The sequence below is a fragment of the Citrobacter sp. Cs237 genome (assembly GCF_030332325.1).
Classification (GTDB): Bacteria; Pseudomonadota; Gammaproteobacteria; order Enterobacterales; family Enterobacteriaceae; genus Citrobacter_A; species Citrobacter_A sedlakii.
The window spans coordinates 88,239-113,359 of sequence record NZ_JAOWIB010000101.1 but is presented as its reverse complement, the minus strand read 5'-3'; the positions used below and the strand labels follow the sequence as shown (position 1 = coordinate 113,359).

The following is a 25,121-nucleotide window of genomic DNA, read 5'->3' as shown; positions in this document are numbered from 1 at the left end:
ATTTCACCGCTCGCCGGGAACGCCGCCATCCGGTCGCGGACCAGCTCGCCCAGCGACTGCCCTTTCAGGCATACCAGCTCCGCCACCAGCAGCCACGGGATCATCCCGCTGTCGCAGTAGGCGAAATCACGGAAGTAGTGGTGGGCGCTCATTTCGCCGCCGTAAATAGCATCTTCCGCACGCATCCGCTCTTTGATGAACGCATGACCGGTTTTCGACATCACCGGCGTGCCGCCTGCGGCCTTCACCACGTCGACAGTGTTCCAGGACAGGCGCGGGTCGTGGATGATCTTCGCGCCCGGGTGTTTTTCGAGGAACGCTTCCGCCAGCAGGCCGACGATGTAGTAGCCCTCAATAAACTGCCCTTTTTCGTCGAACAGGAAGCAGCGATCAAAGTCGCCGTCAAAAGCAATCCCCATGTCCGCGCCGTGCTCAATCACCGCATTGCGGGTATCGTCGCGACATTCCGGCAGCAGCGGATTAGGAATACCGTTCGGGAAGTTGCCGTCCGGGGTGTTATGCACCTTGATGAACTCCACCGGTACGCCCCGGGCCTTAAAGCGCGCTTCAATAGCGTCCACCACCGGACCCGCCGCGCCGTTACCCGAGTTGATCACCAGCTTCAGCGGGGTGAGGTTGTTGACGTTGATGTAGCCAAACAGATGATCGATATAGGCGTCGCGCAGGGTGATCTGTTTATAGCTGCCGCGCTTATCCATATTGACCGGCGGAAAGTCATTGGCTTCCGCCAGGCGCTGGACGTCGCGCAGGCCGGTGTCGCCGCTGATTGGGCGCGCGCCCTCACGCACCAGCTTCATGCCGTTGTAGTCCATCGGGTTATGGCTGGCGGTGACTTCAATGCCACCGTCAACGCCGAGGTGGAAGGTGGCGAAATAGATCTCTTCGGTGCCGGAAAGGCCAATATCCAGCACATCGACGCCCGCGTCCTGTAACCCCTTCGCCAGCGCCAGCTTCAGCGCCTCACTGGTCAGACGCACGTCGCCGCCGAGTACAATGGTTTTCGGTTTGAGAAATTCGCCGTAGGCGCGGCCAATCCGCCACGCAATATCTTCGTTTAATTCTTCGCCCAGTCTGCCGCGAATATCGTAGGCTTTGAAACAGGTTAATTTTGTCATGTTTTTTTACCCTTCTTCAGGCAACAGTTAGCCCTCTCCCGGAAGGAGAATTATCATTTCGGATACCCATTCGATTTCGCGTTACAGGAAGCCTGCGCCCCTGCGCCGCGAAAGATGATGGTCAGACGCGGCCGTAGCGATCCTCGAAGCGAACGATGTCGTCCTCTTCCAGATAGGCGCCGGAGCGCACCTCAATTAAGTCGAGCGGAATTTTTCCCGGGTTTTCCAGACAGTGGGTCGCGCCCAGCGGAATATAAACAGACTCGTTTTCACCAAGCAGTTTGATCTCGCCGTTGATGGTGACTTTGGCGGTGCCCGCCACCACCACCCAGTGTTCGGCGCGGTGGTGGTGCATCTGCACCGACAGCCCCTCGCCCGGTTTAACGGTAATGCGTTTCACCTGGTAGCGGTCACCGGCGTCGATAGAGTCGTATTTGCCCCACGGACGGTACACTTCACGGTGAATATGGTGTTCATGACGCCCGTCGGCTTTGATTTGTTCAACCACTTTTTTGACATCCTGCACCGCGTTGCGATCGGCAATCAGCACCGCGTCTTTGGTCTGCACCACCACCAGGTCTTTAACGCCAACGGTCGTCACCAGGCCAGACTCGGCATAGACGTAGCTGTTCTCGGTTTTGTGGCTGATCACATCGCCGTGGTGTACGTTACCTTCGGCGGTATGCGCGCTAATCTCCCATAGCGAGGACCAGGAGCCCACGTCGCTCCAGCCCGCGTCCATCGGCATCACTACCGCATCCGCCGTGCGTTCCATTACCGCGTAATCCACCGATTCTTCCGGACAGGCGAGAAACGCCTCTTCATCCACCCGAATGAAGTCCAGATCCGGGTCAACGACGCTCATCGCTTTTTCGCAGGCCGACAGAATATCGGGACGGTATTTTTGCAGTTCTTCCAGATAACGACCGGCGCGGAACAGGAACATACCGCTGTTCCAGTAGTAATCGCCGGTTGCCACATACGCCTGAGCGGTCTCCAGATTCGGTTTTTCGACAAACTGCGCCACCTCAAAGGCCACCGCGTCTTTCTCGCCCGGCACCACCTCGCCGCGACGAATATAGCCATAGCCGGTTTCCGGCAGATCCGGCACGATGCCAAAAGTCACCAGCTTACCCGCCTCAGCGTACGGCATGGCGTTACGTACGGCCTCACGGAAAGCGTCTTCGTTGGCAATCACATGATCGGCCGCCAGCACCAGCATCAGCGGATCGCTGTCCGGACTGTGGCGTTTTGCCGCCAGCGCAGCCAGCGCGATCGCCGGCGCGGTGTTACGACCCGCCGGTTCGAGAATGATGTTTTCCGTGAGTTTATTGAGCTGTCGCAGCTGTTCGGCGACAATAAAACGGTGCTGCTCGTTGCAGATCACCACCGGGCTTTCGCACTCCACGCCGTTCAGACGACAAATGGTCGTTTGCAGCATGGTCAGATCGCCCTTCAGGCATAAAAACTGCTTTGGATAAAGTACGCGGGAAAGCGGCCACAAACGGCTACCGGAGCCACCAGCCATCACAACCGGATAGAGTTTATTTTGCCCCATGATTCATCCCCGAATATCTGTAATAAATTGACGTAACACGTTCTCTTTATCGAGCGTGCGTTCGGCATATTCACGTGCCACCGTGTTGTGTTTTGGCATGGCGAGTGCGGTGGTAATCCCCGCGACCAGCGCCGGGACCGATTCCGGCTCAACGCAAACGGCGATACCCGGCGCGTTGCTGCACAGCTGGCCCAGTTCCGTTTCCGGTTCGGCGGTGATGACCGCGTTGCCGCCGACCGCCAGAATGTTGGTTAACTTGGACGGTAAAACCGCATCCGCCGCGCCGCGCTTTTGCACCACCAGATGGCAATCGCCCATTTTCAGCAGCGCAGGCAGCGCTTCGTAAGGCTGCAACGGATAAAACCTGATGTTATCGAGGCCGCGCTCACGGGCCATTTTTTCCAGTCGCGCTTTGCCGCCGCCCTGCCCGACAATGGCGAACACCAGCGGCTTATCGCACAACTGAGCCGCGGCTTCGATGACGTTTTCCAGCCCCTGCTTTTCTCCGATATTGCCGGAATAAAGCACGATTTTTTTGTCATCCGGCAGACCAAGCTGATTGCGCAGCGCAAGCACATCCGCGTCATTGACGTTCTGAAAGCGCGCCACTTCCGACCAGTTCGGAAAGAAAATCACTTTTTCCGCCGGGACACCTTTTTCCTGCGCTTTATTCATCATTGAACGCGAAATGGTGGAAACGTTGTCGACGTTATGCAGGCCGCTGCGCTCAAAGGCGGAGGCCAGCTTTGCCACTTTGCCGCTCTTGCCCTTTCCGGCCAGACCGAGTCCAAGCATCGCGTCCACTTCATAATCCTGAATATGCAGTAAGGTGCGCGCGCCAGAGAGCTTCGCCAGCAGGCGCATGCCCGGTGTGCAAAACAGCGTCGGCACCACGCCGATAATGCGATCCGGCTTCCAGCGGCGCTGGGCCATCAGCGGGAAAAAGCTGCTCAGCGCGAAACTGCCGAGATGCAATAATCGTTTCAGCGTCGAGGGCTGCTTCGGCACATACAGCGGGCAACGCCAGACGGTGGCATCGCCCTCTTCCCGGCGGTAGCGCCAGGCGGAATAGCGCTCGCCCACCTTCCACTGCGGGTAGTACGGCGGCGCGGTAATGACCCGCACCTCATGCCCCTGACGCGCCATCCACTCGACCATCTCGCCGGTGTATTTGCCGATGCCGGTCAGCTCCGGCGAGTAGTTGATTCCATACACCAAAATTTTCATAAGCCCGGCACTCCGGACTGACGATCAGCCAGGAAATAGGCACGACTGTTGTCGTGCACGTTGTCACTGGCAAGCAGCGCCTCTGGCGACAGCCAGCGGTAGTCGTCATGCTGAGAATCAGGCAGAGGCAGGTCAGCCTCTCTCACCTTCAGACGGAACCCCAGCACGATGTAGTGCGTGGTGAAGTCGCTGCCCGAAAAGTTATCGTCATAGAAGTGCTGCCAGACCCCGTAAAACTGGCCCGCTGCCATCGGCAGTCGCAGGCCCAGTTCCGCCAGAGTAAGGCGCGCAAAGGCATCGCTGAGCGTTTCATCCTTCTGCACACGCCCGCCGGGCACGAACCAGAAGCCCTGTGCAGGACGATTCGTTCGTTTTCCCAGCAGGAACTCGCCGCGTTCGTTTTCCACAATCAAATCAATGGAGATCAGCGGCGTGGAACGAACGATCGTGGCAAAATCTTCCTGACGTAAAAACATGCTTACCCCCGAAACCGGTGCTGATTCTCAAGGAACCACTGGTAGGTGCTGGCGAGTCCAGCGTCCAGCGAGATCTCGTGATACCAGCCCAGTTGATGCAGGCGGGTGACGTCGAGCAGTTTGCGCGGCGTGCCGTCCGGTTTGGTGGCGTCGAACACCACGCGGCCCTTGTAGCCCACCACCTGCGCGATCGTCTGCGCCAGCTCGCGGATGGTGCAGTCAATGCCGGTACCGACATTAATGTGCGACAGCATCGGCTGGGTGTTTTCCTGCCAGACTTCGCGATCCAGCTCCATCACGTGAATGCTGGCGGCGGCCATGTCGTCAACGTGGAGGAATTCACGCATCGGCGTACCGCTGCCCCACACCACCACATCCGGCGCGTTTTCCACGGTCGCCTCATGAAAACGACGCAGCAGCGCCGGGATCACATGGGAATTGCTCGGGTGGAAGTTGTCGTGCGGCCCGTACAGGTTGGTCGGCATCACCGAGCGATAGTCGCGGTCATACTGACGGTTGTAGGACTCGCACAGCTTGATCCCGGCAATTTTGGCAATGGCGTAAGGCTCATTGGTTGGCTCAAGCGTTCCCTGCAACAGCTCGCTCTCAGCCATCGGCTGTTTCGCCAGCTTCGGGTAGATGCACGATGACCCGAGGAACAACAGCTTATTGACGTTATTCAGGTGCGCGGCATGGATGATGTTGCTTTCCATCATCATGTTCTCAAAGATGAAATCCGCCGGGTAGGTGTTATTCGCGACAATGCCGCCCACTTTCGCCGCCGCCAGATACACCTGATCGATGCGTTCACTGGCGAAGAAGTCATGAACGGCACGACTGTCCAGCAGGTTCAGTTCCTCGCGGGTGCGCACGATCAGTTCCGCGTCGCCGCGCTGTTCAAGCTGGCGTTTTATCGCGGAACCGACCATCCCGCGATGGCCGGCAATGAAAATTCGTTGTTTGCTCATTCTCAGGACTCCAGCGCGATGGCAACCTCGTAGCCGTGAGACTTCAGCAGGGAGTGTTTCTTCGCCGCTTCCAGATCTTTCGCGACCATTTCGGAAACCATTTCCTGCAGGGTAATTTCCGGTTTCCAGCCCAGCTTCTCGTGCGCTTTACTCGGATCGCCCAGCAGGGTTTCCACTTCCGCAGGACGGAAATAACGCGGGTCGACGGCAACAATCACATCGCCTGCCTTCACGCCTGGCGCGTCGTGGCCCGTGACGGAGACGACAATGCCTTTCTCATTTACGCCTTCGCCTTCAAAGCGCAGTTTGATGCCCAGCTGTGCCGCGGCCATCTCAACGAACTGACGCACTGAGTACTGCACGCCGGTGGCGATAACGAAGTCTTCCGGCTGTTCCTGCTGCAGCATCATCCACTGCATCTTGACGTAATCTTTCGCATGGCCCCAGTCACGCAGGGAATCCATGTTGCCGAGGTACAGGCATGACTCCAGACCCTGCGCGATGTTAGCGATCGCACGGGTAATTTTGCGGGTGACAAAGGTTTCGCCGCGGCGTGGGGATTCGTGGTTGAACAGAATGCCGTTACAGGCGTAAATGCCATAAGACTCGCGGTAGTTAACGGTGATCCAGTAGGCATACAGTTTCGCCACGGCATACGGTGAACGCGGATAGAACGGCGTGGTCTCTTTCTGCGGAATTTCCTGCACCAGACCGTACAGCTCAGAGGTGGACGCCTGATAGAAACGGGTTTTCTTTTCGAGGCCCAGGAAACGAATCGCTTCCAGCAGACGCAGGGTCCCCATGGCGTCAACATCGGCGGTGTATTCCGGCGACTCGAAGGAGACCGCAACGTGACTCATCGCGCCCAGGTTATACACTTCATCCGGCTGCACTTCCTGCAGGATACGGGTCAGGTTGGAAGAGTCCGTCAGGTCACCGTAATGTAGATGGAATTTGGGGTTGCTGGCGTGCGGATCCTGATAAATATGATCAACACGTTCCGTGTTAAAAGAAGAGGCACGACGCTTAATACCGTGCACTTCATACCCTTTTTCCAGTAGCAGCTCTGCCAGGTAAGAACCATCTTGTCCGGTAACGCCGGTGATGAGAGCGACTTTAGACATGTTTATTTTCCTCTGTACTTATCAAAGTTTTCAAACCCTGCTCATAAGGCTATCTGTCTTGCCATTCTGAACCGGGCTCTTCGTTTCAACGCGTTCGCGTATCACCACTGCGGGATTGCCACGGCAAATCGTATTTGCCGGTAGCGATTTAAAAACGCTGCTGCGGGCGCCAACGACCGTGCCATCGCCAATCGTCACACCGGGCGCAACGAAGACATCGGTTGCCAGCCAGCACTTCTCGCCAATCACAATCGGCGTGGCGGTAATATCAAAATGCGCGCTGGCGTGATCGTGACTGCCGGTACATAAATAACTTTTTTGCGAAACCACCGAGTTTGCGCCGATAATAATCTCGCCGAGGGTGTATAAATTGACCTCATCGCCGACCCAGGCGTAATCCCCTAACGTTAATTTCCACGGATAGGTAATTTTTACCGAAGGTCGGATGACTACGTTTTTTCCGATTTTCGCGCCAAATAAACGGAGCAAAAATGCGCGCCAGCGATAAAGGACCTGCGGAGACCAGGCAAATAATGTCGCCTGTACCGCCCACCACAATTGAACTTTTATGCCATTCGCGCCACGAAAACCTTTCGGCACGGAAAAGCCGCGTAAATCCTGCATATTATTTCCTTATATTTATGATTTGTTATATAAGGCTTTCGTTTTACCCGTCGTGCGCTGGCGTAAATGCCATGACAACTCCGCCCAGAAACCGGGGACATGTAATATGTTACGCTGAACCTTTTTCGCATCTTCGCAGAGTTCAAGATTATTCGTTGTCGACACGCCGCCCATAGAAAATTCAGACACCAGGCCATTTAATTTTTTAAAACGATAACCCGCTTTATACATTCTGGCGGCCAGCGCATAGTCGGATGACACTTTATATTGCAAATCGTAATACCAGATTTTTAACCCTCTGACCGGGAAAAAGATCGCCTGATGGCTGGCTGGCAGACTGTGATAGATATACCAGCCGGGTTTCGCGCTGCGTTTAATTTTATGACCATTGCCAAAATCCAGCAGCGCATCACCGGTCATCATGGCGTCATCTTTTTGTGTCTTCAGCTGACGCACGAACCGGGCAGCATCCGGATGAAAAATATCACCGGAATTGAGGAACAGCGCAAACGTTCCCTGCGCCATCTCTATGCCTTTATTCATCGCATCATAGATGCCATTATCCGGTTCGCTCACAAAGCGTAAGTCGTACTCACCATTGAGGTTTTCGAGAAACTCGCGGGTCCCGTCGTTCGAGCCGCCATCCACCACAATCCACTCGAAGCTGATATCATTTGCCTGGGCCAGGTGCGCAAGTGACGCATGGGTTTTGACAATGCCGTCCAGATTGCGAAACGCGACGGTGATAATGCTGAGCAGCATAGGAATAACCTCATCATACTTTTGTAATATTGAGCGCTTTGCGCAAAATAAACGGACAGACAATTAGAAACGCATATTCCGGGCTAAATATTGAACCGGTAAAAAACAGTGACACCGGGGTAAAAAGATAAAGCTGCACCCGAAAATTCTGATTATCACCAAACGCATTAAGCGTCATTTTTACCACTTTCCCCATGTACCACAGAGTCATGAGTACCGCGAACCAGGAAAAATAAATAATCAGCAGATACAAACCATTGTCTATTGTTTTTCCGACATCCGCACCGTTAAAGATTCCGAATGATGCGACATATTCGTAAAGTGAGCCAAATCTGACAACGCCGTCAATATGGGTCAAAGAATAGCCGACCATAACCAGCGGGCCGACGATACGATAATAAGACGATGACCCTTCTGTGCCTAAATCACCGAGGCGCGTGGAGATATAAGGAAATGCGAACATCACCCCCACCAGAAATACGGTTAATGAAATTATCGCCAGCGGCAGTTTTTTCTTAATCGCATCCTTATTCAGATACTGAAATGCCCATTCCAGCAGGTAAAACAAGATAAATGTCATTACCCCTGAAAACGATCCTGATAATACTATCCCTGCCAGAATCATAGCATCGGTTTTAGGTGTTTTGATACCAAACTGTTTGATGCTGAGCCAAATTGAGATTAACGCCAGAGCAAAAAAGGCCGGTTCGAAATAGAGTGCGGTGGTTCGCTTGCCGCCAAATTTAATAAAGTTCAGTACATAACTGTTACTGTAAATAAGATATTTCGAAATCGCTTCCATTAAGCTACTGCCGCCGGTGAGGATAATTTGCGCCATCTCGGCAGCGGCGAGCAGTACCACCAGCCCTACCACCAGATAAAAAAAGCGCAGGATCTTGCGGTGGTTGTGCGGCGAAATGGTTTTAAAGCGAATACTCCAGACCATGCCGATAATGATCACAATGTAAACAAACAGCATGGTGGAAGTGACGTACTTGCTGGCGTCCAGCGACTGGCCGAAAAGGTAGTTAAACGCCGTCAGCCCGGCGCCGATCCCCAATGCAATCATCAGTTTTTTCAGGTTGATGCGTTCCACATAAAGCAGCAGCAAAACCGGCAAAAAGGTGACGATGGTGATGGGAAAACTTTCGCCCAACTGGGCAATTTTGACGTTGACCAGCAGGTAGATCAGCGGCAGCAGCAGATAGCTACAGATTCTGATAGAACGAGACATATTCCTCCAGCATCTGTTGTCCACTGTAAGCCGCCCGGCTGCGCTCGCGAAAGGCGTCGAGCGAAGTGCCAAAGACGGCCTGCGCGATATCGGCTTTGCTTAACTGTACCAGGCGAAGTACGTCGCTGTCGTCGAAGGTTTTACCGCCGGATTTTTGCAGGACCTCCTGCGCCGCCTCGCTATGGGTGGCGATAACCGGCACGCCAATCGACAATGCTTCGCAGAGAATCAACGGATAGTTATCCACCCGTGAACTGAACACCAGCGCGTCCATCTGGTTCAGTGCGCTCATCAGCTTACGCTTGTCGGTTTCAAATCCGTGATTGACCACGTTCGTTCCGTCAAACGGCGAAAACTTACCGAAGGTATGTAATTCGATCGCCTCGCCCAGCGCCATCATTTCGCGCACCAGCCGCTGGTTGGTTTTACCGTCATAGCGCAGATCGTGGGCCACCACCGCGATTTTCGGTTTTCCTTCCGTCGCGCTGACCGGGGTCAGCTCCGCGAGAATCGCTTCGGTCGCCACGTCGATACCGTTATTGATGATGCGGCAACGCCCTGCCCCGTACAGGCTGTTAAAGGCATCGGCGACGTGCTGGCTTGGTGAGATAAACTGACAGCCGAGCGCCAGCATGTCACGGAAAAGCTGGCGCTTACCGTGCACCAGCGCATGGGCGCGGTCGACCTTCACCGGTGGGTAATTGTTCAGCGTCGGGCATTTCCGGCAGTCCGACTTCCAGCCTTCGCAACCGTCGGTAAAGGCGCAGCGGCCAGTTACGCTCCAGTGGTCGTGCAGCGTCCAGACCAGCGTGACGTCCGGCTTGTGGTTTTTCACCTTTTCGCAAAACGCCACCACCTCGGCCAGATTCAGCCAGTAGCTGTGCAGGACGTGAAAATGCAGCACCAGCGGCCCCGGCGTGCGGGTGACGCTGCGGTATACATTATTGAGATTGCCAAACAGGTCGCGGTTAAACAGACGAAACAGAGCGATATTCGCCACCGACGTCAACCGTGGCGTCTGCTTACTCACATGCGGATAATGATTGTGGCTGACGCTTTTCTTTCCGCCTTTGCCGTAGCCGTACACGAAACGTGAAGCCAGTCCTTTTTGCAGCGCGCGCTGATGCAGATCTAATGCCACTCCAGCCGCACCGCCTTCCGCCAGCCGCACATTAAATTGCAGAATGTTCATTTTATTCCCTTCACTCGTGCCTTCTCGCCTACCACCAGCGCATTGTCCGGCACGGCGTCAAGCACCACGCTCCCGGCGCCAATGGTCACGTTATTACCAATAGTGATATCACCCAGCACAATGACGTTCGCGCCCAGCTCCACCCCGTTGCCAATCACCGGGCAGGCGAGGCTGTCGGCGCCGCGGTTGCCGATGGTGACACCATGACGAATCGTAAAATCGTCCCCGGCGACCACGTTTTTATTTATCACCACGGCATAACCGTGATGAATAGTGAAACGTCGGCCAATGGTCGCTGCGGCCTGTATCTCGTAGCCAAACAGGCACTCGGTGATCAGGCGATACAGCACCAGCACCGGCGCGGCCCACAGGTTGTTAAGGACATTTTTTTTGCGCCAGACGGAACAAAAGTGGGCGACGCGATAAGCCAGCACCATGCAGCACGGGCGCAGACTCCAGCTGTTGGCGCGAATATCTTCCAGCATGCTTAACGCCCTCGCAGTCCGTCAGCCAGCCGTTTGCCGTTACGAACGGACAGCAGCGTGAGCAACGTGCGCCAGGTCATCCGTTTATTGCGGATCTGGTAAAGGGTGAACAGCTGATATTTCTTGCTCGCGCGGTCGAATTTATCTTTGTGCTTGCGATAAAAATGGAAATAGCCGGAGAATTTTTTCGGCGACGAGGTGATCTGCATTTCGCCGTGGTTGATATGCAGGATCTGCGTCGCGTCTTCCACCTTCCACGGTTCGCCGTACTCCACCACCATGCGCAGGAAAATATCGTAATCCTGCGCCGCCTTCAGTTCAGTGTCGAACAGGCACTCTTTAAAACGCCACGCCCAGGTAAACACCTGGTTGCCGATGATGTTGCGCTTGTAGAACAGGCGGCGAGAGTACGGGGACTTCGGGTAGAGCGGCAGACTGGCCGGTTGCGAATAGACTTCGCCTTCACAGACATAATCGTTCGCGTAAAGGAACGCATGAGTGACCAACTGATGCTTATGGGCGAGAAACACGCTCAGGCGATTTGGCGTCCATTCATCGTCATCGTCAATACCCGTGATGTACTGCCCGTTCGCCTGTCGGATCGCCTGGTTACGCACCGCGCAGGCGCCGGAATTGACGTCGTTATGGGTATAACGCACCCGTGGATCGTTTAATCCTTCGACGAACTGTTGCAGCTGTTCATAGGCGCTGGAGCAATCATCGACAATGATCATTTCCCAGTGGGTATAGTCCTGGCGCAGCACCGATTTGATGGCCCGAATCGCCAGTTGTTGCCTGTTCCAGGTGGGCATATAGATTGAAATCAGCGGGTTGTCTTTATTCATGCTCGTTCCCCAAAGCGTTTTCGCAGGATGGCGTTTCGCTGCCATCCGGCATTCTCGTTTTTTATTTGGAATCTGACTTATATTCGTACTCGTAATACCCGTAATCCTGGTATCCGGTGGCGCGACGGAAGATAGAGTTGAGGATCACCCCTTTCACCTGAATGCCGTTTTGCCCGAAGCGGCTGAGGCTGGTCTCCACCTCTTTCAGGGTATTCACGGCGTAACGCGCCACCATCAGGGTGGTTCCCGCGTGGCGACCAACAATCGCCGCGTCAGTCACGGCCAGAATCGGCGGCGTATCGATCAGCACCAGGTCATAGTGACTGCTGGCCCACTTAATCAACTCGCCAAAACGTTCACTCATCAGCAGTTCCGACGGATTTGGCGGCACCTGGCCGCGCGGGACGAGATCGAAGTTTGGGATAGAGGTTGGTCTGGCGCAGGCGGAAATATCTCCCTTGCCGACCAGAATATCGGACAGACCGTTCACGTTGTTGGTGCCGAGCAACTCGTGGGTGTACCCCTTACGCATGTCGCAGTCGATCAACAACACGCGCTTGTTGGTCTGGCTGATGACCGCCGCCAGGTTGGCGCAGACAAAAGTTTTACCGATTGATGGGCTGACCCCGGTCAGCATCAGCACGTTGTTCTGCGCCTGCATCATGGCGAAGTGCAGGCTGGTACGCAGACTACGCACCGCTTCAATCGCCAGATCGGTCGGGTTCCCTACCGCCAGCAACTGGCTCTGCTTGTAACGCTTCACGCCTTTGATGGTTTTCACGTTATCGCGCGCTTTCTGCCATTCCGACAGCGGAATGCTGGCGTAAACGCTGATCCCGTTCTCTTCAAGCACCTGCGGGCTTTCGATACCGCGATTGAACAACGAACGCAGCAGGACGCCGACGATTGACAACATCAGGCCAAGAATAATGCTGCCCAGTATGATCAGCCCCTTCTTCGGCTTCAGTACACCCGGTTGGGCAATCGCCGGGTCAACAATTCGCACATCGCCGACGGTGCTGGCCTCGTTGATCTGCAGTTCCTGTTGCTTATTCAGCAGCTGCATGTAGACCTGCTGACCGGACTCCACGTCACGGGTCAGACGCACGATCTCCTGCTGCGTTTTCGGCATTGCCGTCACGCGCCCGTTGAGCTTCGCTTTTTCATCCTCCAGCGCCTGGCGTTTTTCCAGCAGTGTGCGGTAAGCCGGGTGCGCTTTGGTGTACAGCTTGGAGATTTCCGCTTCTTTAAAGGTCAGCTCATTCAACTGGGCGTCGATATTGACCATTGAGTCCAGCACCGCTTTTGCTTCCAGCGGCAGGTCAACGGAGTCTTTATCCTGGCGGAAGGCGTTGAGTTTGTTCTCCGCGACGTCCAGACGGCTGCGCACTTCCGGCAGTTGTTTTGCCAGGAATGCCAGGCTTTTCGCTGCCTCTTCCGATTTACGCGCCACGTTCTGTTCAAGGTAGTTGCGGGTAATGCTGTCGAGAATTTCGCGAATTTGTTCGCGATCCTCACCGGTAAACGTCAGGCTTAACACGCCGGTGTCTTTGCCGGTTTCGGTTACCGTCAGGTTGTTTTGCAGGGTGTTGATCATCCCGAGCGTGGAGAATTTATTGACGGTAAATTCGGTGTCCGGGCGGGCATGGATCTCGCTCACCACCATCGTCACGCCGTCTTTGTTCAGGGTTTGACCGATCTGCCCACGGGCGCTAAACCCGCCGTCGCTGGTCAGCGAGTAGGACTTATCGTCCAACACGTTCAGCGTGAAAACCTGGTCGTTCATTCCCTTCGGCAAGGTAAAGGTGGTGACTTTCACCGTCTCATTCTGGCGTCCCATCAGCCGTTCCCAGCCTGCGCCAAACAGCGGGAAGGTGTTTTTGCTGACGGAGATATCCAGGTCCAGGTCATCCACCGTTTTGCCTAACACCAGACGCGAGCGAATCAGCTGAATTTCGGCCTCAGAGGCGGGGGGTTTATCGGACAACGCCGAGTTGATATCCTGCACCAGCGAGCTGCCAGCGTTCTGTTCAATCTGCACCAGCGCATCCGCACTGTAGATTGGCGTGGCGAAGAGCGTGTAAATCACTGCGCAAAATGCGAATAATGCCGTAATCCCCAGCACCCACCAGCGTGCTTCAATGACGGTGCCCACCAGGCGGCCGATATCGATTTCATCGTTGCCCGTTACCGGAGCGGCAGACTGTCTTACTTTTTCTGTCATTATTTTACCTGCTCTGCGTTCAATGCCTGCGCCCACTGGCGGGCAGACCGTTCAAGTAATGCGTACACCGCTTCAAACGCCTCGCGGCTTTTACGATACGGGTCGGGAATGTCGCGCTCATCGTCCCAGTGACCAAACAACATGACTTTGCCGCGCATTTCCGGCGCCAGCTCATGCAGAGACGCAATGTGTCTTTTCTCCATTGCCAGGATCAGGTCATAGTCCCGGCACAGCCGTCCGGTGATCTGCCGCGCGCAGTGTCCGTCCAGCGACAGGCCGTGATCGGCCGCCACGCTAAGGGCAGACGCATCTGCGCCCTTACCCACCAGCGCGCCAAGCCCCGCCGACTCGACGGTCAGCGCCGGGTGGTAGCGCTTCAATAAGCGTTCTGCCGTTGGGGAACGGCAAATGTTCCCCACGCAAACAACTAATATTTTGTTAAACATGACGATTACCAGGCGTGAATGTCGCTGGCCGTATCCGTCATATAACGGACACCGCTGATGGTCGGCAGCAACTGATTGATCAGACGGTTCCAGCGCGCAACCGGTGCGGTGGTGACATACACCACGTCATAAGGCTGCAGACGGAATTCCGTCGCCATGACCAGAGAGGTCGCATCAGACATATCGAGCTGATAAATATTGGCAATCTTGCCGCCCGGACCTTTGCCTTTCAGCGGACGGATCACGAAGATGCCGCTGGCGTTGGAGGTGGTCAGATCGATACCTTCGGCGTTGCCCAGCGCTTCGGTCAGCGTCATGCCGCTGAAGTCCATTTTGAGCGTGCTCTGTTTCTTCACTTCACCCATCACAAACACTTTCAGATCGTCATTGCGCGGAACATAAAGAATGTCGCCCGGATACAACAGGCGGTTCTGGCTGAGATCGCCGTTTTGCATCAGCGCCTGCAGGGAAATCCGTTGTTCTTTGCCGTTATGGGTCAGCACGACGTTGCGCCAGTCGGCGTCTTCGGTCAGGCCGCCTGCGGCGTTGATCGCATCCAGTACGGTGAGCGGCACGTTGGTGATCGCCTGCTGGCCGGATTTGTTCACCTGGCCGGAGATATAGGCTTTTTGCGAACGGAACGCGGCGATATTAACGTCCACCTGCGGGTCAGCGATGTACTTCGCTAAGCGCCCGGTAATATCACTGCGGATCTCTGCGAGTGTTTTCCCCACCACGCTAACCTTGCCGATATAGGGATAAAACATCGTGCCGTCCGGCTGCACCCAGTTGCCGGTGTCGCTGGAGCTGCGGTACTGCCCCGCTGGCGTTGTCAGCTCAGGGTGGTCCCATACCGTCACGTTCAGAACATCCCCTGCCCCGACGCGGTACTGATAGCTGGCAAGCTCCTGGTCCAGCGACATATTCGGTTGCGCCACGTTTGGCCGCGGACGCAATTGCTCAACCAGTCGCGGGGTGAGTGGATACACATTCACCATCCGGTCGAGATCAAAATCAGCGTCCTGCTGTTTAATCACGTCTTTACCCATCGTAGACATATTGCTGCCCGGAAGTACTGTGCAACCGCTTATCAAGGTTACCGACACCAATAATGGCATCAATTTCATTTTGGATTTCATCATTGATTATTTATCACTTTGGCAGAGTAATTATCCTGTGCAATTTAAATAGCGACTTCGCCGTACACATTTACATTGCAGTTAATTGAAAAGAAATTTAACTGGCATCAGTCCTAAAAAATTTGAATTCATCCGTAAGCTATTGACAGAATAATGCAGACTCGTCATCAGGCGTTCAGGCACGCTACCGCCCTTGGCTTTTTAGCTACCAATACACTGATTAAGTTAGATTTTTGCAAACCTCGTGATTTTTCTCCTGCCACAACAGAGAAATACGTAAGGTAATAAGAATGTCGGCGGTTAATGATTAACGATGCCGGTCAATATATTTCTTCACACCTCATTAACGCTGGAAGAATTGTTACAGCTAACGTATTAGCAGGCAAGGCAACAAGCCTGCTATTTTGTCTTTTTAAGATTAATATTAAGTCATATAAAGCAGCATTTTTAGGAATTACTTGATGTTGACAAAATGCATATATTCCACCGACCCTGCGATATATCCGAAATTGTTTTTAATCCAGAATTTATTCCCGACAGAAACATTAAGGTTATTATTACGGGTGGGACGAAATACAAAAGCAGGATAAATCCCGCTCTGGCATTGCATTTTCCGCCAGCTTTATCCATGATCGAATTGTGACAATTGTCATATAACGAAGGGTTTTACGCTTACTATGGAATGGATTGCCGATCCGTCAATCTGGGCCGGTCTCGTCACGCTGGTGGTGATCGAGCTGGTCCTCGGCATTGATAATTTAGTCTTTATTGCCATCCTCGCCGAAAAACTGCCGCCCGCGCAACGAGACCGCGCGCGCATCACCGGCCTGATTCTGGCGATGCTGATGCGCCTGCTCTTGCTGGCGTCAATCTCCTGGCTGGTCACCCTGACGAAGCCGCTCTTTAGCGTTCAGAGCTTAAGCTTTAGCGCGCGCGACCTGATCATGCTGTTCGGCGGGTTCTTCCTGCTGTTTAAAGCCACGATGGAGCTTAACGAGCGGCTGGAAGGGAAAGACAGCGACAACCCCACCCAGCGCAAAGGGGCTAAATTCTGGGGCGTGGTGGCGCAAATCGTGGTGCTGGACGCCATCTTCTCGCTCGACTCGGTCATTACCGCCGTCGGTATGGTGGATCACCTGGCGGTGATGATGGCGGCGGTGATTATCGCGATTACGCTGATGCTGCTCGCCAGCAAATCACTGACCCGTTTTGTCAACAGCCACCCGACCATCGTCATTCTCTGTCTGAGTTTCCTGTTAATGATCGGCTTTAGCCTGGTGGCGGAAGGTTTTGGTTTCCACATTCCGAAGGGTTACCTGTACGCCGCCATCGGCTTCTCGGTGATGATTGAAGCCCTGAACCAGTTGGCTATCTTTAACCGCCGCCGCTTTCTTTCCGCAAACCATACGCTGCGCCAGCGAACGACCGAAGCAGTGATGCGCCTGTTAAGCGGGAAGAAAGAGGACGCCGAACTGGATGCGGAAACAGCCTCGATGCTGGTGGATCATGACGACACGCAAATTTTCAACCCGCAGGAGCGGCGGATGATTGAGCGCGTACTCAACCTGAACCAGCGCACCGTCAGCAGCATTATGACCTCGCGCCATGATATCGAGCATATCGATCTCTGCGCGCCTGAGGCGGATATCCGCGCCCTGCTCGAAAAAAACCAGCATACGCGACTGGTAGTCACCGGCGAAGATGACCAGGAGGATCTGCTTGGCGTGGTGCACGTTATCGATCTGCTCCAGCAGTCGCTGCGCGGAGAGCCGCTCAACCTGCGGGTACTGGTGCGCCAGCCGCTGGTGTTCCCGGAAACGCTCCCGCTGCTGCCGGCGCTGGAGCAGTTCCGCAACGCCCGCACGCATTTTGCCTTTGTGGTTGACGAGTTTGGGTCTGTCGAAGGGATTGTGACGCTGAGCGACGTGATGGAAACCATTGCCGGTAATTTGCCGAACGAAGTGGAAGAGATCGACGCCCGCCATGATATTCAGAAAAATCAGGACGGTTCGTGGACGGCAAACGGTCATATGCCGCTGGACGATCTGGTGCAGTATGTTTCCCTGCCGCTCGATGAGAAACGCGAGTATCACACCATCGCCGGCCTGTTGATGGAATATCTGCAACGCATACCGAAAGAGGGTGAGGAGGTTCAGGTGGGCGACTACTTGCTGAAAACGCTACAGGTAGAAAGTCATCGCGTACAGAAGGTGCAACTGATTCCGTTACGCGCGGACGAAGACGGGGAATACGACGCGTAGTGGCAATCGCCGGACAGCGGCGCTTCGCGCCCTGTCCGGCCTTACAAAAAGGGACTCGCCACAGGCGGTTACAGCTTATCCAGCAGCTTCCTGACATCTTTGCCGTCGCGGGTATCTTTGTTCCGCTCCGCCCAGTCGTTGAGACGACGTTTCGCTTCATCCTGGACATGCTTACGCAGCACCTGGTCAACCTGCAGGTTATAATTCAGCGCCTGCCACTTACCGTAAACCCGCAGCGGCACCGGCGTGTTTTTCAGGAAATCGATCAACTTACCTTCCCCTTTCCAGCCGCCGAGCACCCGCACGTTAAACTGCGTGTCGCACGACTCTCCGACCAGATCGAGCGTACCTTTACCAGTCAGGGCCAGCACAGAGGATTCGCCTTCCATGCTGTTCAGCCCCAACTTACCGTGGTCGAGCGTCAGGTCAGTGACGAAACGATCGAGACGGGTGGCGTTATCGTAATTACGCATCGCCTCAACGTCGCCGCCGCTGCGCTCCACCGCCTGCTGAACCAGCTGCTGAAAGTTCATGCCATCCATCCGCGTATCGCGCATCTCGACGCGCGCCTGACCTTGCCAGTTATGGCGAAACGCCTGGGCATCAATGTCCGCGCCGGAGAAATCGCCCGTCAGCGACATTTTACCGGTCAGGGCAATGGGATAATGGAACGCGTTCAGAATCGTGCCTATCTCCACATCATTAAGACGCGGCTGGAACACCACGCGCGGAGTGTCAGCGCTGGCATCCAGCGTGCCGGGCAGTGAAATCGTGCCGCCATCAAGCTTGCCCTCGAGCTGCGCGATTTTCAGCACGCCGGCCTGATTCGTCATTCGCGTCGAAACGGACGAGAAATTCATCCCGCGCCATAATACGCTCTCTGCATTCAGCGCGATCTCCGCGGAAAACCCCTTCAGCCCCTGATAGGCCGGTTCATCGACCCGGCTGGCGATGACCGGTCGGGCCAGAGACGATGACGTCACGCCCTGCTCGCCACCGCCGTTAGCGCCGCTGCTGTTTTCCGACAGCGGAATAATGGAATCCAGATTCAGCTTGCCGAAATTCAGGTTAATGCGCCAGGCCGGTTGCTCCGTCAACGTCACCTGGGCGCTTCCGGTCAGCGTACTGTCGTTCGCGGTCAGATCAAGCTGGCTGAACGAGAGTAATTTCGCGTCTTCCTGCCACTGCGCCTGAAGCTGTCCTTGTCCCTCAATCCCCTGTTTCGGCAGATCGGCACCCTGGAGCTGCCAGCTAAGCTGCTGGATCCCGGCAGAGAGGTTATGCGGATAGTCGGACGCATCCACCGTACCGTTTAAGGCCAGATTCAAATCACGCTGATCGCGGTTAATCCGCCCGGAAAACTCAAAAGCGCCGCGATGCTGCGCATCCTGCTCCATTTGCAGGCGGATGTCGCGAACGGTGACCTGTTCATCATTTTCATGCTGGAACACCAGCACGCTGTCGGCCACCCGCAGGCTGGCGATATCAAACGACCAGCCGCGATCTTCCGCGACGTCCGGTAAGTTATTGTCTTTAGGAGGCACCGGCGCGTTTTCGTTGCGCGCCGCTTCCGTTTGCGGGGTGAGCTGAATCACCGCGCCTTTGAGCATCACCTGCTTGACGCTCAACTGATGGCTAAGCAGCGGCCACAGCGCAACGTCAAGCCGCATGTTATCGGCGCGCACCAGCGGTTCACTGGCGCCTTTCGCCGTCAACGCCATGCGTCCGGAGAGGATACTGAGCTGAGGCCAGACGTGCCAGCGCAGTGGGCCATCCAGCTGTAGCTGATAGCCGCTACGCGCCGCGACCTGTTGCACCATATAGGTACGGAAGTCGTTCGGGTTGACCAGCATTACTAACGCAGAAAAGCCGGCCACCAGCACGACCAGCAAAATCATCAGCGTCGTCAGAAATCGTCTCATGCTATCCTCAGTGGATCAGACTCAGTCTTTATCAATCCGGCTGGCGACCGCGCCCTGCTGATCGCGATATTTGGCATCTTCGCGACGGTTATAGGGGCGAAGCGCCGGACCGGAAAGCGGTTCAAAGCTCAGCGCGCCGATCAACATGCCGGGGCGCAGCGCCAGCGGCAGTTTACCGGAGTTATAAAATTCCAGCACGATACAGCCGGACCAGCCGGGATCGATACGGTGGGCGGTCACGTGCACCATCAAGCCAAGACGCGCCAGGGAAGAGCGGCCATCCAGCCAACCGACTAAATCCGCGGGTAAGGTCACCGACTCATAGGTCACCGCCAGCGCCAGTTCGCCCGGATGGAGATAAAACGCTTCGCCGTCGGCCAGCGCAATCTCGTCGCTCATTACGCGGTCGAGCGCGGCGCTGACTTCATCTTTTGGCCCACTTAAATCAATAAATGCTGCGGTGTGGCCGCTGAAGGTACGGAATTTATTGCCAAGGCGCACATCCACCGTCGCGCCATTAATACGCTCCACAGGCGGACGCGGGTTGATCGACAAACGGCCTTCATCAAGCCAGGCTTCAATATCTCGGTCACACAGACGCATGGCACTTTCTCCTTTCGTGCAGCAGGCCCTTAACGCATTGTGTCGTAAGGGCAAACCAGGTTATCACTGAACGGTACACAATTCGCAGGGCTTATTCAAAGAACTGACTGATTTTCGCTTTCAGAATATCGATGGCGATGCGGTTTTTCCCGCCGCGCGGCACGATAATATCCGCATACTGCTTGGATGGCTCGATAAACTGCAGGAACATCGGACGCACCGTTTTCTGGTATTGCGCCATCACGGAATCCATGGAACGCCCACGCTCGTTAACGTCGCGCTTGATGCGGCGCATCAGGCAGATATCCAGCGGCGTATCGACAAAAATAGAGAAGTTCATCTCTTCGCGCAAACGGGCGTCGGTGAGCAGCAAAATGCCTTCCAGAATAATGACTTTCTTCGGCTCCACGCGCACGGTTTCTTTCATGCGGGTGTGTTCGACGTAGCTGTAGACCGGCAGTTCAATCGCGCAGCCGCGCTTAAGCGCTTGCAGATGTTGAAACAACAGGCTGTGATCCATCGCGTTGGGATGGTCATAGTTGGTTTTTACGCGTTCTTCCATCGACAGATGGCTTTGATCTTTATAGTAGCTGTCTTCGGGGATCACGCCGATATGTTCGTCACCGACTTGTTCACGTAATTCACGATAAAGAGTACTGGCAATAAGACTTTTGCCAGAAGCCGATGCGCCAGCAATACCGATAATGACGCACTGATGAGACTGATCAGTCATAAATTTAGCGACCTGAATAACCTGTAAGGAAGGGAGACGCCGGAGCGTCAAACGCCGGCAATTATACACAAATTCAGACAAGATGCATCGCGGCGAAACGTCACGCCAGCCCCGTCCCTGCGCCCTGATGACTTCTAGATTGACGGCAAATTATGCGCAGCCGGGATATAAAAGGTAAAAAGTTTGTACTAGCATAAACACAGACTCACACTGACGCGTCCTGGCGTGCTTCGACGTTCCCGGCTATTCGGATAGGGTAATGAGTAAACCAACCCAACATGTTTTAGTTCCCTTGCCGCACCCTCTGCTGCGCTTCGTCAGTTTAGGTCTGGCGGCGTTTGTTTTTACGCTCTTTTCACTGGAATTATCCCAGTTCGGCAATGCGTTAGCGCCTCTGTGGTTTCCTACCTCCATCATGATGGTGGCTTTTTACCGCCATGCCGGTCGCATGTGGCCGGGCATCGCCCTCGCCTGTTCTCTGGGCAGTATTGGCGCCTCGCTGGTGCTGTTTCCCCCGGACGCGCTCAACTTTACCTATACGGCGATAAACATTATTGAAGCGGCAACAGGCGCGCTGTTGCTGCGCAAGCTCCTGCCTGGGTATAACCCGTTACAGAATCTGAACGACTGGATCCGTCTGGCCTTCGGCAGCGCGGTGATCCCCCCACTGCTCGGCGGGATGCTGGTCTGGATGTTGTCTCCGCACGATACCCCGCTGCGGGCGTTTCTGTTCTGGGTGCTGTCAGAATCCATCGGCGCGCTGGCGCTGGTGCCATTGGGCTTGCTGTTTAAGCCACACTATCTGCTGCGCCACCGCAACCCTCGCCTGCTGCTGGAAACGCTGCTGACGCTGATCGTCACGCTGGTGCTAAGCTGGCTGGCGATGAAGTTTGTCCCCTGGCCGTTTACCTGCGTCATCGTGCTGCTGATGTGGAGCGCGGTGCGCCTGCCGCGCATGGAAGCTTTTTTAGTCTTTCTCGCCACGGTGATGGTGGTTTCACTGATGCTGGCCGCCGACCCGTCGCTGCTGGTTACGCCGAAGGTGAATCTGCTGACGCATCTGCCGTGGCTGCCGTTCCTGATGATCCTGCTGCCGGCGAATATCATGACCATGGTGATGTATGCGTTTCGCGCGGAACGTAAACACATTACGGAAAGCGAAGAACGCTTCCGTAACGCCATGGAATATTCCGCCATCGGCATGGCGTTGGTCGGCACCGAAGGACAGTGGTTACAGGTCAACAAAGCGTTGTGTCAGTTTCTTGGCTACCCGCAGGACGAACTGCGCACGCTCACGTTTCAGCAACTGACCTGGCCGGAAGATCTGCATAACGATCTGGAGCAGCTCGACATGCTGGTGCGTGGCGACATCAACAGCTATTCGCTGGAGAAGCGCTATTACACCCGCAGCGGTGAAGTGGTGTGGGCGCTGCTGGCGGTTTCTCTGGTCCGTCATACTGACGGCACGCCGCTCTACTTTATTGCTCAGATTGAAGACATTAACGATCTTAAACACACGGAATGGGTAAATAAGCGCCTGAATGAAGCGCTGTTTCAGGAAAAAGAGCGGCTGCACATTACCCTCGACTCCATCGGCGAGGCGGTGATCTGTGTAGACGTCGATATGAAAATCACCTTTATGAACCCGGTCGCTGAAAAAATGAGCGGCTGGCAGCAAGAAAACGCCATCGGCGTACCCTTACTGACAGTGCTGCACATTACCTTCGGCAATAACGGTCCGCTGATGGAAAACATCTACAGCGCGGATATGTCCCGCTCGGCCATCGAACAGGACGTGGTGCTGCACTGTCGCAACGGCGGCAGCTACGATATTCACTACAGCATCACTCCGCTCACGACGCTGGACGGCGGGAACATTGGTTCGGTTCTGGTGATCCAGGATGTCACCGAGTCACGCAAGATGTTGCGCCAACTGAGCTACAGCGCCACGCATGATGCGCTCACACAGCTGACTAATCGCCCCAGCTTTGAGACCCGGCTAAAGCAGTTGCTGCAAACGGTGCGCAGTACCCACCAGCATCATGCGCTGGTATTTATCGATCTCGACCGTTTTAAAGCTGTCAATGACAGCGCCGGTCACGCCGCGGGCGACGCGTTACTGCGCGAACTCGCCCAACTGATGCTCGGTTTGCTTCGTCCTGGCGACGTACTGGCGCGTCTGGGTGGTGATGAGTTTGGCCTGTTGTTACCGGACTGTCATCTTGAAAGCGCGCGCGTTATCGCCACCCGGCTCATCACCGCGGTTAACGAGTACCCTTTTATGTGGGAAGGCCGTCTGCACCGGGTTGGGGCCAGCGCGGGCATCACCCTCATTGACGACGACAACTGCCAGCCGGTGGAAGTGATGTCACAGGCCGACATCGCCTGTTACGCCTCGAAAAATAGCGGTCGCGGTCAGGTCACCGTCTACGAGCCGCAGCAGGAAATGGCGCAGCACCCGCGCGCCATGATGTCGCTGGATGAACAGTGGCACATGATAAAAGAAAACCATCTGCTGATGTTAGCCCGCGGCGTCGCGTCGCCGCGTATTCCGGAAGCGCGCAGCCTGTGGCTCATCTCACTTCGTCTGTGGACCAGCGAGGGCGAGGTTATGGAAGAACAGGCGTTTCGCGCCGGGCTGGCAGACCCTGCGCTCAATCATGCGTTGGATCGGCGGGTCTTTCATGCCTTTTTCCATCATGCCGCCCCGGCGGTCGCGCACAAAGGACTGAGCATCGCCCTGCCGCTGTCCGTCGCCGGATTAACCAGCGCGACACTGATAGACGAACTGCTGCAACAGCTGGAAAAAAGTCCGCTACCGGGGCGTCTGCTGCACCTGATTATTCCGGCGGAAGCACTGCTGCTCCACGCGCAAGAAGCCGCGCCCGCCTTGCAGACCCTTCGTCAGGCGGGCTGTCGCATTATCCTCAGCCAGATCGGGCGCGACCTGCAAATCTTTAATCTGCTGGCCCCCAATATGGCCGACTACCTGCTGCTCGACAGCGAGCTTAGCGCCAGCATCCACAGTAACCTGATGGATGAAATGCTGGTATCGATCATCCACGGTCACGCCCAGCGTCTGGGATGCAAAACTATCGCCGGCCCGGTGCAGGCGGCGGTAGTCATGGATACGCTGTCGGGTATCGGCATCGACCAGATCTATGGCGACATCATTACGGAAGCCCAGCCTCTGGATCTGCTACTGAATACCAGTTACTTCGCCATCAACTGACGGTTGCCAGCCGTCGGTATACCAAATGTGCAACAGGGCGTAGGAGCGCCAGGGTTTCCAGCGCTCCGCGTAGCGCCGGATCTGCGCCGACGTCATGCCCGCAAAACGCTGTTTGATCAGGTAATCATCCGGCAAAAACACGTCTTTCGCCTGCCAGCCTCTGAGTGCGAAATAGTTCGCCGTCCAGCGTCCAATCCCCGGAAACGCCTGTAGCGCTTTCACCCCAGACTCAACATCTTCAGGCGCGCTGGTGGGCAGTATCCCGTCACGCGCGGCCAGCGCGAGGTGGATCAGCGCCTCAGCGCGTTTAAGCGGCATCCCCAGCGCTTTCAGATCCAGCGGATCGGCGCCGGCAAGGATGTCAGGGCCGGGGAAACAGACGTAGCCTGGCGCGTCGGCCAGCGGTTCGCCATAGCGCTGCGCCACTTTTGCAGTGAGCTTTGCCGCCATCGCCACGCTGACTAACTGCCCCAGGATTGCCCGTACCCCCTGCTCAAAGGCATCTACCGAACCGGGCAGGCGCAACCCCGGACGCGCCGCGCCCAGATCGCCAAGTGCCCGGGTGATTTTCGTCGGCTCGCAGCCGAGATCGAACAACCGCGCCATTTTTTCCAGACAGACATCCGCTACCGGCAGCAGCCCCCCGGTTAAGGTGACCGCCAGCGTATGCGTCCGTTCATCGGGCACCACGCTGACTATCCCCCGATGCTCCCCTACCGCCAGGCTGCGCGTATAGCGCATATCACCGACCCTTTCCACACCGCTCACCGCACGAGCGGCGAGAAAACCCAACATCCAGGACCAGTCATAAGGCGGCTGCCAGTTCAGGAAAAACATCACCCACTCCTTTTTCTGCAAACCCTGAGCATAACCCCTATTCCATTGTTACGCCTTGCTTTCATATTCCAGTTGTCGGCGCGATGACATTTC

21 protein-coding genes are annotated in these 25,121 nt (G+C 55.6%); 2 read left to right on the top strand and 19 right to left on the bottom strand.

The genetic code is table 11. The features are described from left to right. The 15 genes from cpsG to OGY07_RS09530 form a co-directional block, all read right to left on the bottom strand. Window positions 1–1,136: colanic acid biosynthesis phosphomannomutase CpsG (gene cpsG, locus OGY07_RS09600; RefSeq protein ID WP_286598898.1), on the bottom strand; the 1,136-nt coding region annotated here is incomplete at its 3' end. 121 nt (window positions 1,137–1,257) lie between these two features. Further along, window positions 1,258–2,694 (bottom strand): mannose-1-phosphate guanyltransferase, encoded by a 1,437-nt coding sequence (gene cpsB / locus OGY07_RS09595; protein WP_060569271.1) that lies wholly within the window; start codon window positions 2,692–2,694, stop codon window positions 1,258–1,260. A gap of 3 nt (window positions 2,695–2,697) precedes the next feature. Further along, window positions 2,698–3,921 (bottom strand): colanic acid biosynthesis fucosyltransferase WcaI, encoded by a 1,224-nt coding sequence (gene wcaI, locus OGY07_RS09590; protein WP_286600192.1) that lies wholly within the window; start codon window positions 3,919–3,921, stop codon window positions 2,698–2,700. Then, the gene (locus OGY07_RS09585; protein WP_042284315.1) at window positions 3,918–4,397 is read right to left on the bottom strand and encodes a GDP-mannose mannosyl hydrolase; all 480 of its coding nucleotides are present in this window, start codon (window positions 4,395–4,397) and stop codon (window positions 3,918–3,920) included. Before OGY07_RS09585 ends, wcaI begins: the two co-directional genes overlap by 4 nt. A 2-nt stretch (window positions 4,398–4,399) precedes the next feature. Further along, entirely contained in the window at window positions 4,400–5,365 is a 966-nt protein-coding gene (gene fcl, locus OGY07_RS09580) for a GDP-L-fucose synthase (RefSeq protein WP_286600189.1), read from the bottom strand. A gap of 2 nt (window positions 5,366–5,367) precedes the next feature. Then, window positions 5,368–6,489 carry a GDP-mannose 4,6-dehydratase gene (gmd, locus tag OGY07_RS09575; protein WP_042284320.1) on the bottom strand — a complete coding sequence of 374 codons (1,122 nt, stop codon included), beginning with the start codon at window positions 6,487–6,489 and terminating at the stop codon, window positions 5,368–5,370. Window positions 6,490–6,519: 30 nt separating this feature from the next. Further along, window positions 6,520–7,113 carry a colanic acid biosynthesis acetyltransferase WcaF gene (gene wcaF / locus OGY07_RS09570; protein ID WP_060569275.1) on the bottom strand — a complete coding sequence of 198 codons (594 nt, stop codon included), beginning with the start codon at window positions 7,111–7,113 and terminating at the stop codon, window positions 6,520–6,522. Between the two features lie 15 nt (window positions 7,114–7,128). After that, window positions 7,129–7,875 (bottom strand): colanic acid biosynthesis glycosyltransferase WcaE, encoded by a 747-nt coding sequence (gene wcaE, locus OGY07_RS09565; protein ID WP_286600187.1) that lies wholly within the window; start codon window positions 7,873–7,875, stop codon window positions 7,129–7,131. Between the two features lie 13 nt (window positions 7,876–7,888). After that, window positions 7,889–9,109: a colanic acid polymerase WcaD gene (gene wcaD, locus OGY07_RS09560; protein WP_042284327.1), complete on the bottom strand. Its 1,221-nt coding sequence runs from the start codon at window positions 9,107–9,109 to the stop codon at window positions 7,889–7,891. After that, window positions 9,084–10,301: a colanic acid biosynthesis glycosyltransferase WcaC gene (gene wcaC / locus OGY07_RS09555; RefSeq protein ID WP_200034289.1), complete on the bottom strand. Its 1,218-nt coding sequence runs from the start codon at window positions 10,299–10,301 to the stop codon at window positions 9,084–9,086. Before wcaC ends, wcaD begins: the two co-directional genes overlap by 26 nt. Then, on the bottom strand, window positions 10,298–10,786 hold the full coding sequence (wcaB, locus tag OGY07_RS09550; RefSeq protein ID WP_199956717.1) for a colanic acid biosynthesis acetyltransferase WcaB: 489 nt from the start codon (window positions 10,784–10,786) through the stop codon (window positions 10,298–10,300). Before wcaB ends, wcaC begins: the two co-directional genes overlap by 4 nt. Before the next feature lie 2 nt (window positions 10,787–10,788). After that, complete coding sequence (wcaA, locus tag OGY07_RS09545) at window positions 10,789–11,631, bottom strand: colanic acid biosynthesis glycosyltransferase WcaA (protein WP_042284758.1); 843 nt, start codon at window positions 11,629–11,631, stop codon at window positions 10,789–10,791. 61 nt (window positions 11,632–11,692) lie between these two features. Beyond that, complete coding sequence (gene wzc, locus OGY07_RS09540) at window positions 11,693–13,855, bottom strand: tyrosine-protein kinase Wzc (RefSeq protein WP_286600181.1); 2,163 nt, start codon at window positions 13,853–13,855, stop codon at window positions 11,693–11,695. Further along, complete coding sequence (gene wzb / locus OGY07_RS09535; RefSeq protein ID WP_286600179.1) at window positions 13,855–14,301, bottom strand: low molecular weight protein-tyrosine-phosphatase Wzb; 447 nt, start codon at window positions 14,299–14,301, stop codon at window positions 13,855–13,857. Before wzb ends, wzc begins: the two co-directional genes overlap by 1 nt. A 5-nt stretch (window positions 14,302–14,306) precedes the next feature. Next, window positions 14,307–15,443 (bottom strand): polysaccharide export protein, encoded by a 1,137-nt coding sequence (locus OGY07_RS09530; protein WP_042284340.1) that lies wholly within the window; start codon window positions 15,441–15,443, stop codon window positions 14,307–14,309. Window positions 15,444–16,117: 674 nt separating this feature from the next. On the opposite strand from OGY07_RS09530, the gene OGY07_RS09525 reads away from it, so the two are divergent. After that, a complete protein-coding gene (locus OGY07_RS09525) occupies window positions 16,118–17,701 on the top strand; it encodes a TerC family protein (protein WP_286600177.1) in 1,584 nt (527 codons plus the stop codon). A 68-nt stretch (window positions 17,702–17,769) separates the two neighbouring features. On the opposite strand, the gene asmA is transcribed toward OGY07_RS09525, so the two are convergent. From asmA to udk, 3 genes are all read right to left on the bottom strand, one after another. After that, window positions 17,770–19,623 (bottom strand): outer membrane assembly protein AsmA, encoded by a 1,854-nt coding sequence (gene asmA, locus OGY07_RS09520; RefSeq protein ID WP_286600175.1) that lies wholly within the window; start codon window positions 19,621–19,623, stop codon window positions 17,770–17,772. Window positions 19,624–19,644: 21 nt separating this feature from the next. Further along, entirely contained in the window at window positions 19,645–20,226 is a 582-nt protein-coding gene (dcd, locus tag OGY07_RS09515) for a dCTP deaminase (RefSeq protein ID WP_042284348.1), read from the bottom strand. A 91-nt stretch (window positions 20,227–20,317) separates the two neighbouring features. After that, entirely contained in the window at window positions 20,318–20,959 is a 642-nt protein-coding gene (udk, locus tag OGY07_RS09510) for a uridine kinase (protein WP_042284352.1), read from the bottom strand. Window positions 20,960–21,218: 259 nt separating this feature from the next. Between udk and OGY07_RS09505 the strand changes: the two genes are divergently transcribed. Then, a complete protein-coding gene (locus OGY07_RS09505; RefSeq protein ID WP_286600170.1) occupies window positions 21,219–24,191 on the top strand; it encodes a diguanylate cyclase domain-containing protein in 2,973 nt (990 codons plus the stop codon). Here the strand turns inward: OGY07_RS09505 and alkA are convergent. Beyond that, complete coding sequence (gene alkA, locus OGY07_RS09500) at window positions 24,159–25,028, bottom strand: DNA-3-methyladenine glycosylase 2 (protein ID WP_200034313.1); 870 nt, start codon at window positions 25,026–25,028, stop codon at window positions 24,159–24,161. The two genes, OGY07_RS09505 and alkA, sit on opposite strands and share 33 nt — an antisense overlap. Between the last annotated feature and the right edge of the window lie 93 nt (window positions 25,029–25,121).

What these genes read in the sequence shown, in the direction of transcription:
- gmd (WP_042284320.1), bottom strand. Translation starts at nt 6,489, where the DNA reads ATGTCTAAAGTCGCTCTCATCACCGGCGTTACCGGACAAGATGGTTCT.
- wzc (WP_286600181.1), bottom strand. Translation starts at nt 13,855, where the DNA reads ATGACAGAAAAAGTAAGACAGTCTGCCGCTCCGGTAACGGGCAACGAT.
- wzb (WP_286600179.1), bottom strand. Translation starts at nt 14,301, where the DNA reads ATGTTTAACAAAATATTAGTTGTTTGCGTGGGGAACATTTGCCGTTCC.
- OGY07_RS09525 (WP_286600177.1), top strand. Translation starts at nt 16,118, where the DNA reads ATGGAATGGATTGCCGATCCGTCAATCTGGGCCGGTCTCGTCACGCTG.
- OGY07_RS09505 (WP_286600170.1), top strand. Translation starts at nt 21,219, where the DNA reads ATGAGTAAACCAACCCAACATGTTTTAGTTCCCTTGCCGCACCCTCTG.
- wcaI (WP_286600192.1), bottom strand. Translation starts at nt 3,921, where the DNA reads ATGAAAATTTTGGTGTATGGAATCAACTACTCGCCGGAGCTGACCGGC.
- wcaB (WP_199956717.1), bottom strand. Translation starts at nt 10,786, where the DNA reads ATGCTGGAAGATATTCGCGCCAACAGCTGGAGTCTGCGCCCGTGCTGC.
- dcd (WP_042284348.1), bottom strand. Translation starts at nt 20,226, where the DNA reads ATGCGTCTGTGTGACCGAGATATTGAAGCCTGGCTTGATGAAGGCCGT.
- wcaA (WP_042284758.1), bottom strand. Translation starts at nt 11,631, where the DNA reads ATGAATAAAGACAACCCGCTGATTTCAATCTATATGCCCACCTGGAAC.
- wcaF (WP_060569275.1), bottom strand. Translation starts at nt 7,113, where the DNA reads ATGCAGGATTTACGCGGCTTTTCCGTGCCGAAAGGTTTTCGTGGCGCG.
- wcaE (WP_286600187.1), bottom strand. Translation starts at nt 7,875, where the DNA reads ATGCTGCTCAGCATTATCACCGTCGCGTTTCGCAATCTGGACGGCATT.
- fcl (WP_286600189.1), bottom strand. Translation starts at nt 5,365, where the DNA reads ATGAGCAAACAACGAATTTTCATTGCCGGCCATCGCGGGATGGTCGGT.
- OGY07_RS09530 (WP_042284340.1), bottom strand. Translation starts at nt 15,443, where the DNA reads ATGATGAAATCCAAAATGAAATTGATGCCATTATTGGTGTCGGTAACC.
- wcaC (WP_200034289.1), bottom strand. Translation starts at nt 10,301, where the DNA reads ATGAACATTCTGCAATTTAATGTGCGGCTGGCGGAAGGCGGTGCGGCT.
- OGY07_RS09585 (WP_042284315.1), bottom strand. Translation starts at nt 4,397, where the DNA reads ATGTTTTTACGTCAGGAAGATTTTGCCACGATCGTTCGTTCCACGCCG.
- asmA (WP_286600175.1), bottom strand. Translation starts at nt 19,623, where the DNA reads ATGAGACGATTTCTGACGACGCTGATGATTTTGCTGGTCGTGCTGGTG.
- alkA (WP_200034313.1), bottom strand. Translation starts at nt 25,028, where the DNA reads ATGTTTTTCCTGAACTGGCAGCCGCCTTATGACTGGTCCTGGATGTTG.
- udk (WP_042284352.1), bottom strand. Translation starts at nt 20,959, where the DNA reads ATGACTGATCAGTCTCATCAGTGCGTCATTATCGGTATTGCTGGCGCA.
- wcaD (WP_042284327.1), bottom strand. Translation starts at nt 9,109, where the DNA reads ATGTCTCGTTCTATCAGAATCTGTAGCTATCTGCTGCTGCCGCTGATC.
- cpsB (WP_060569271.1), bottom strand. Translation starts at nt 2,694, where the DNA reads ATGGGGCAAAATAAACTCTATCCGGTTGTGATGGCTGGTGGCTCCGGT.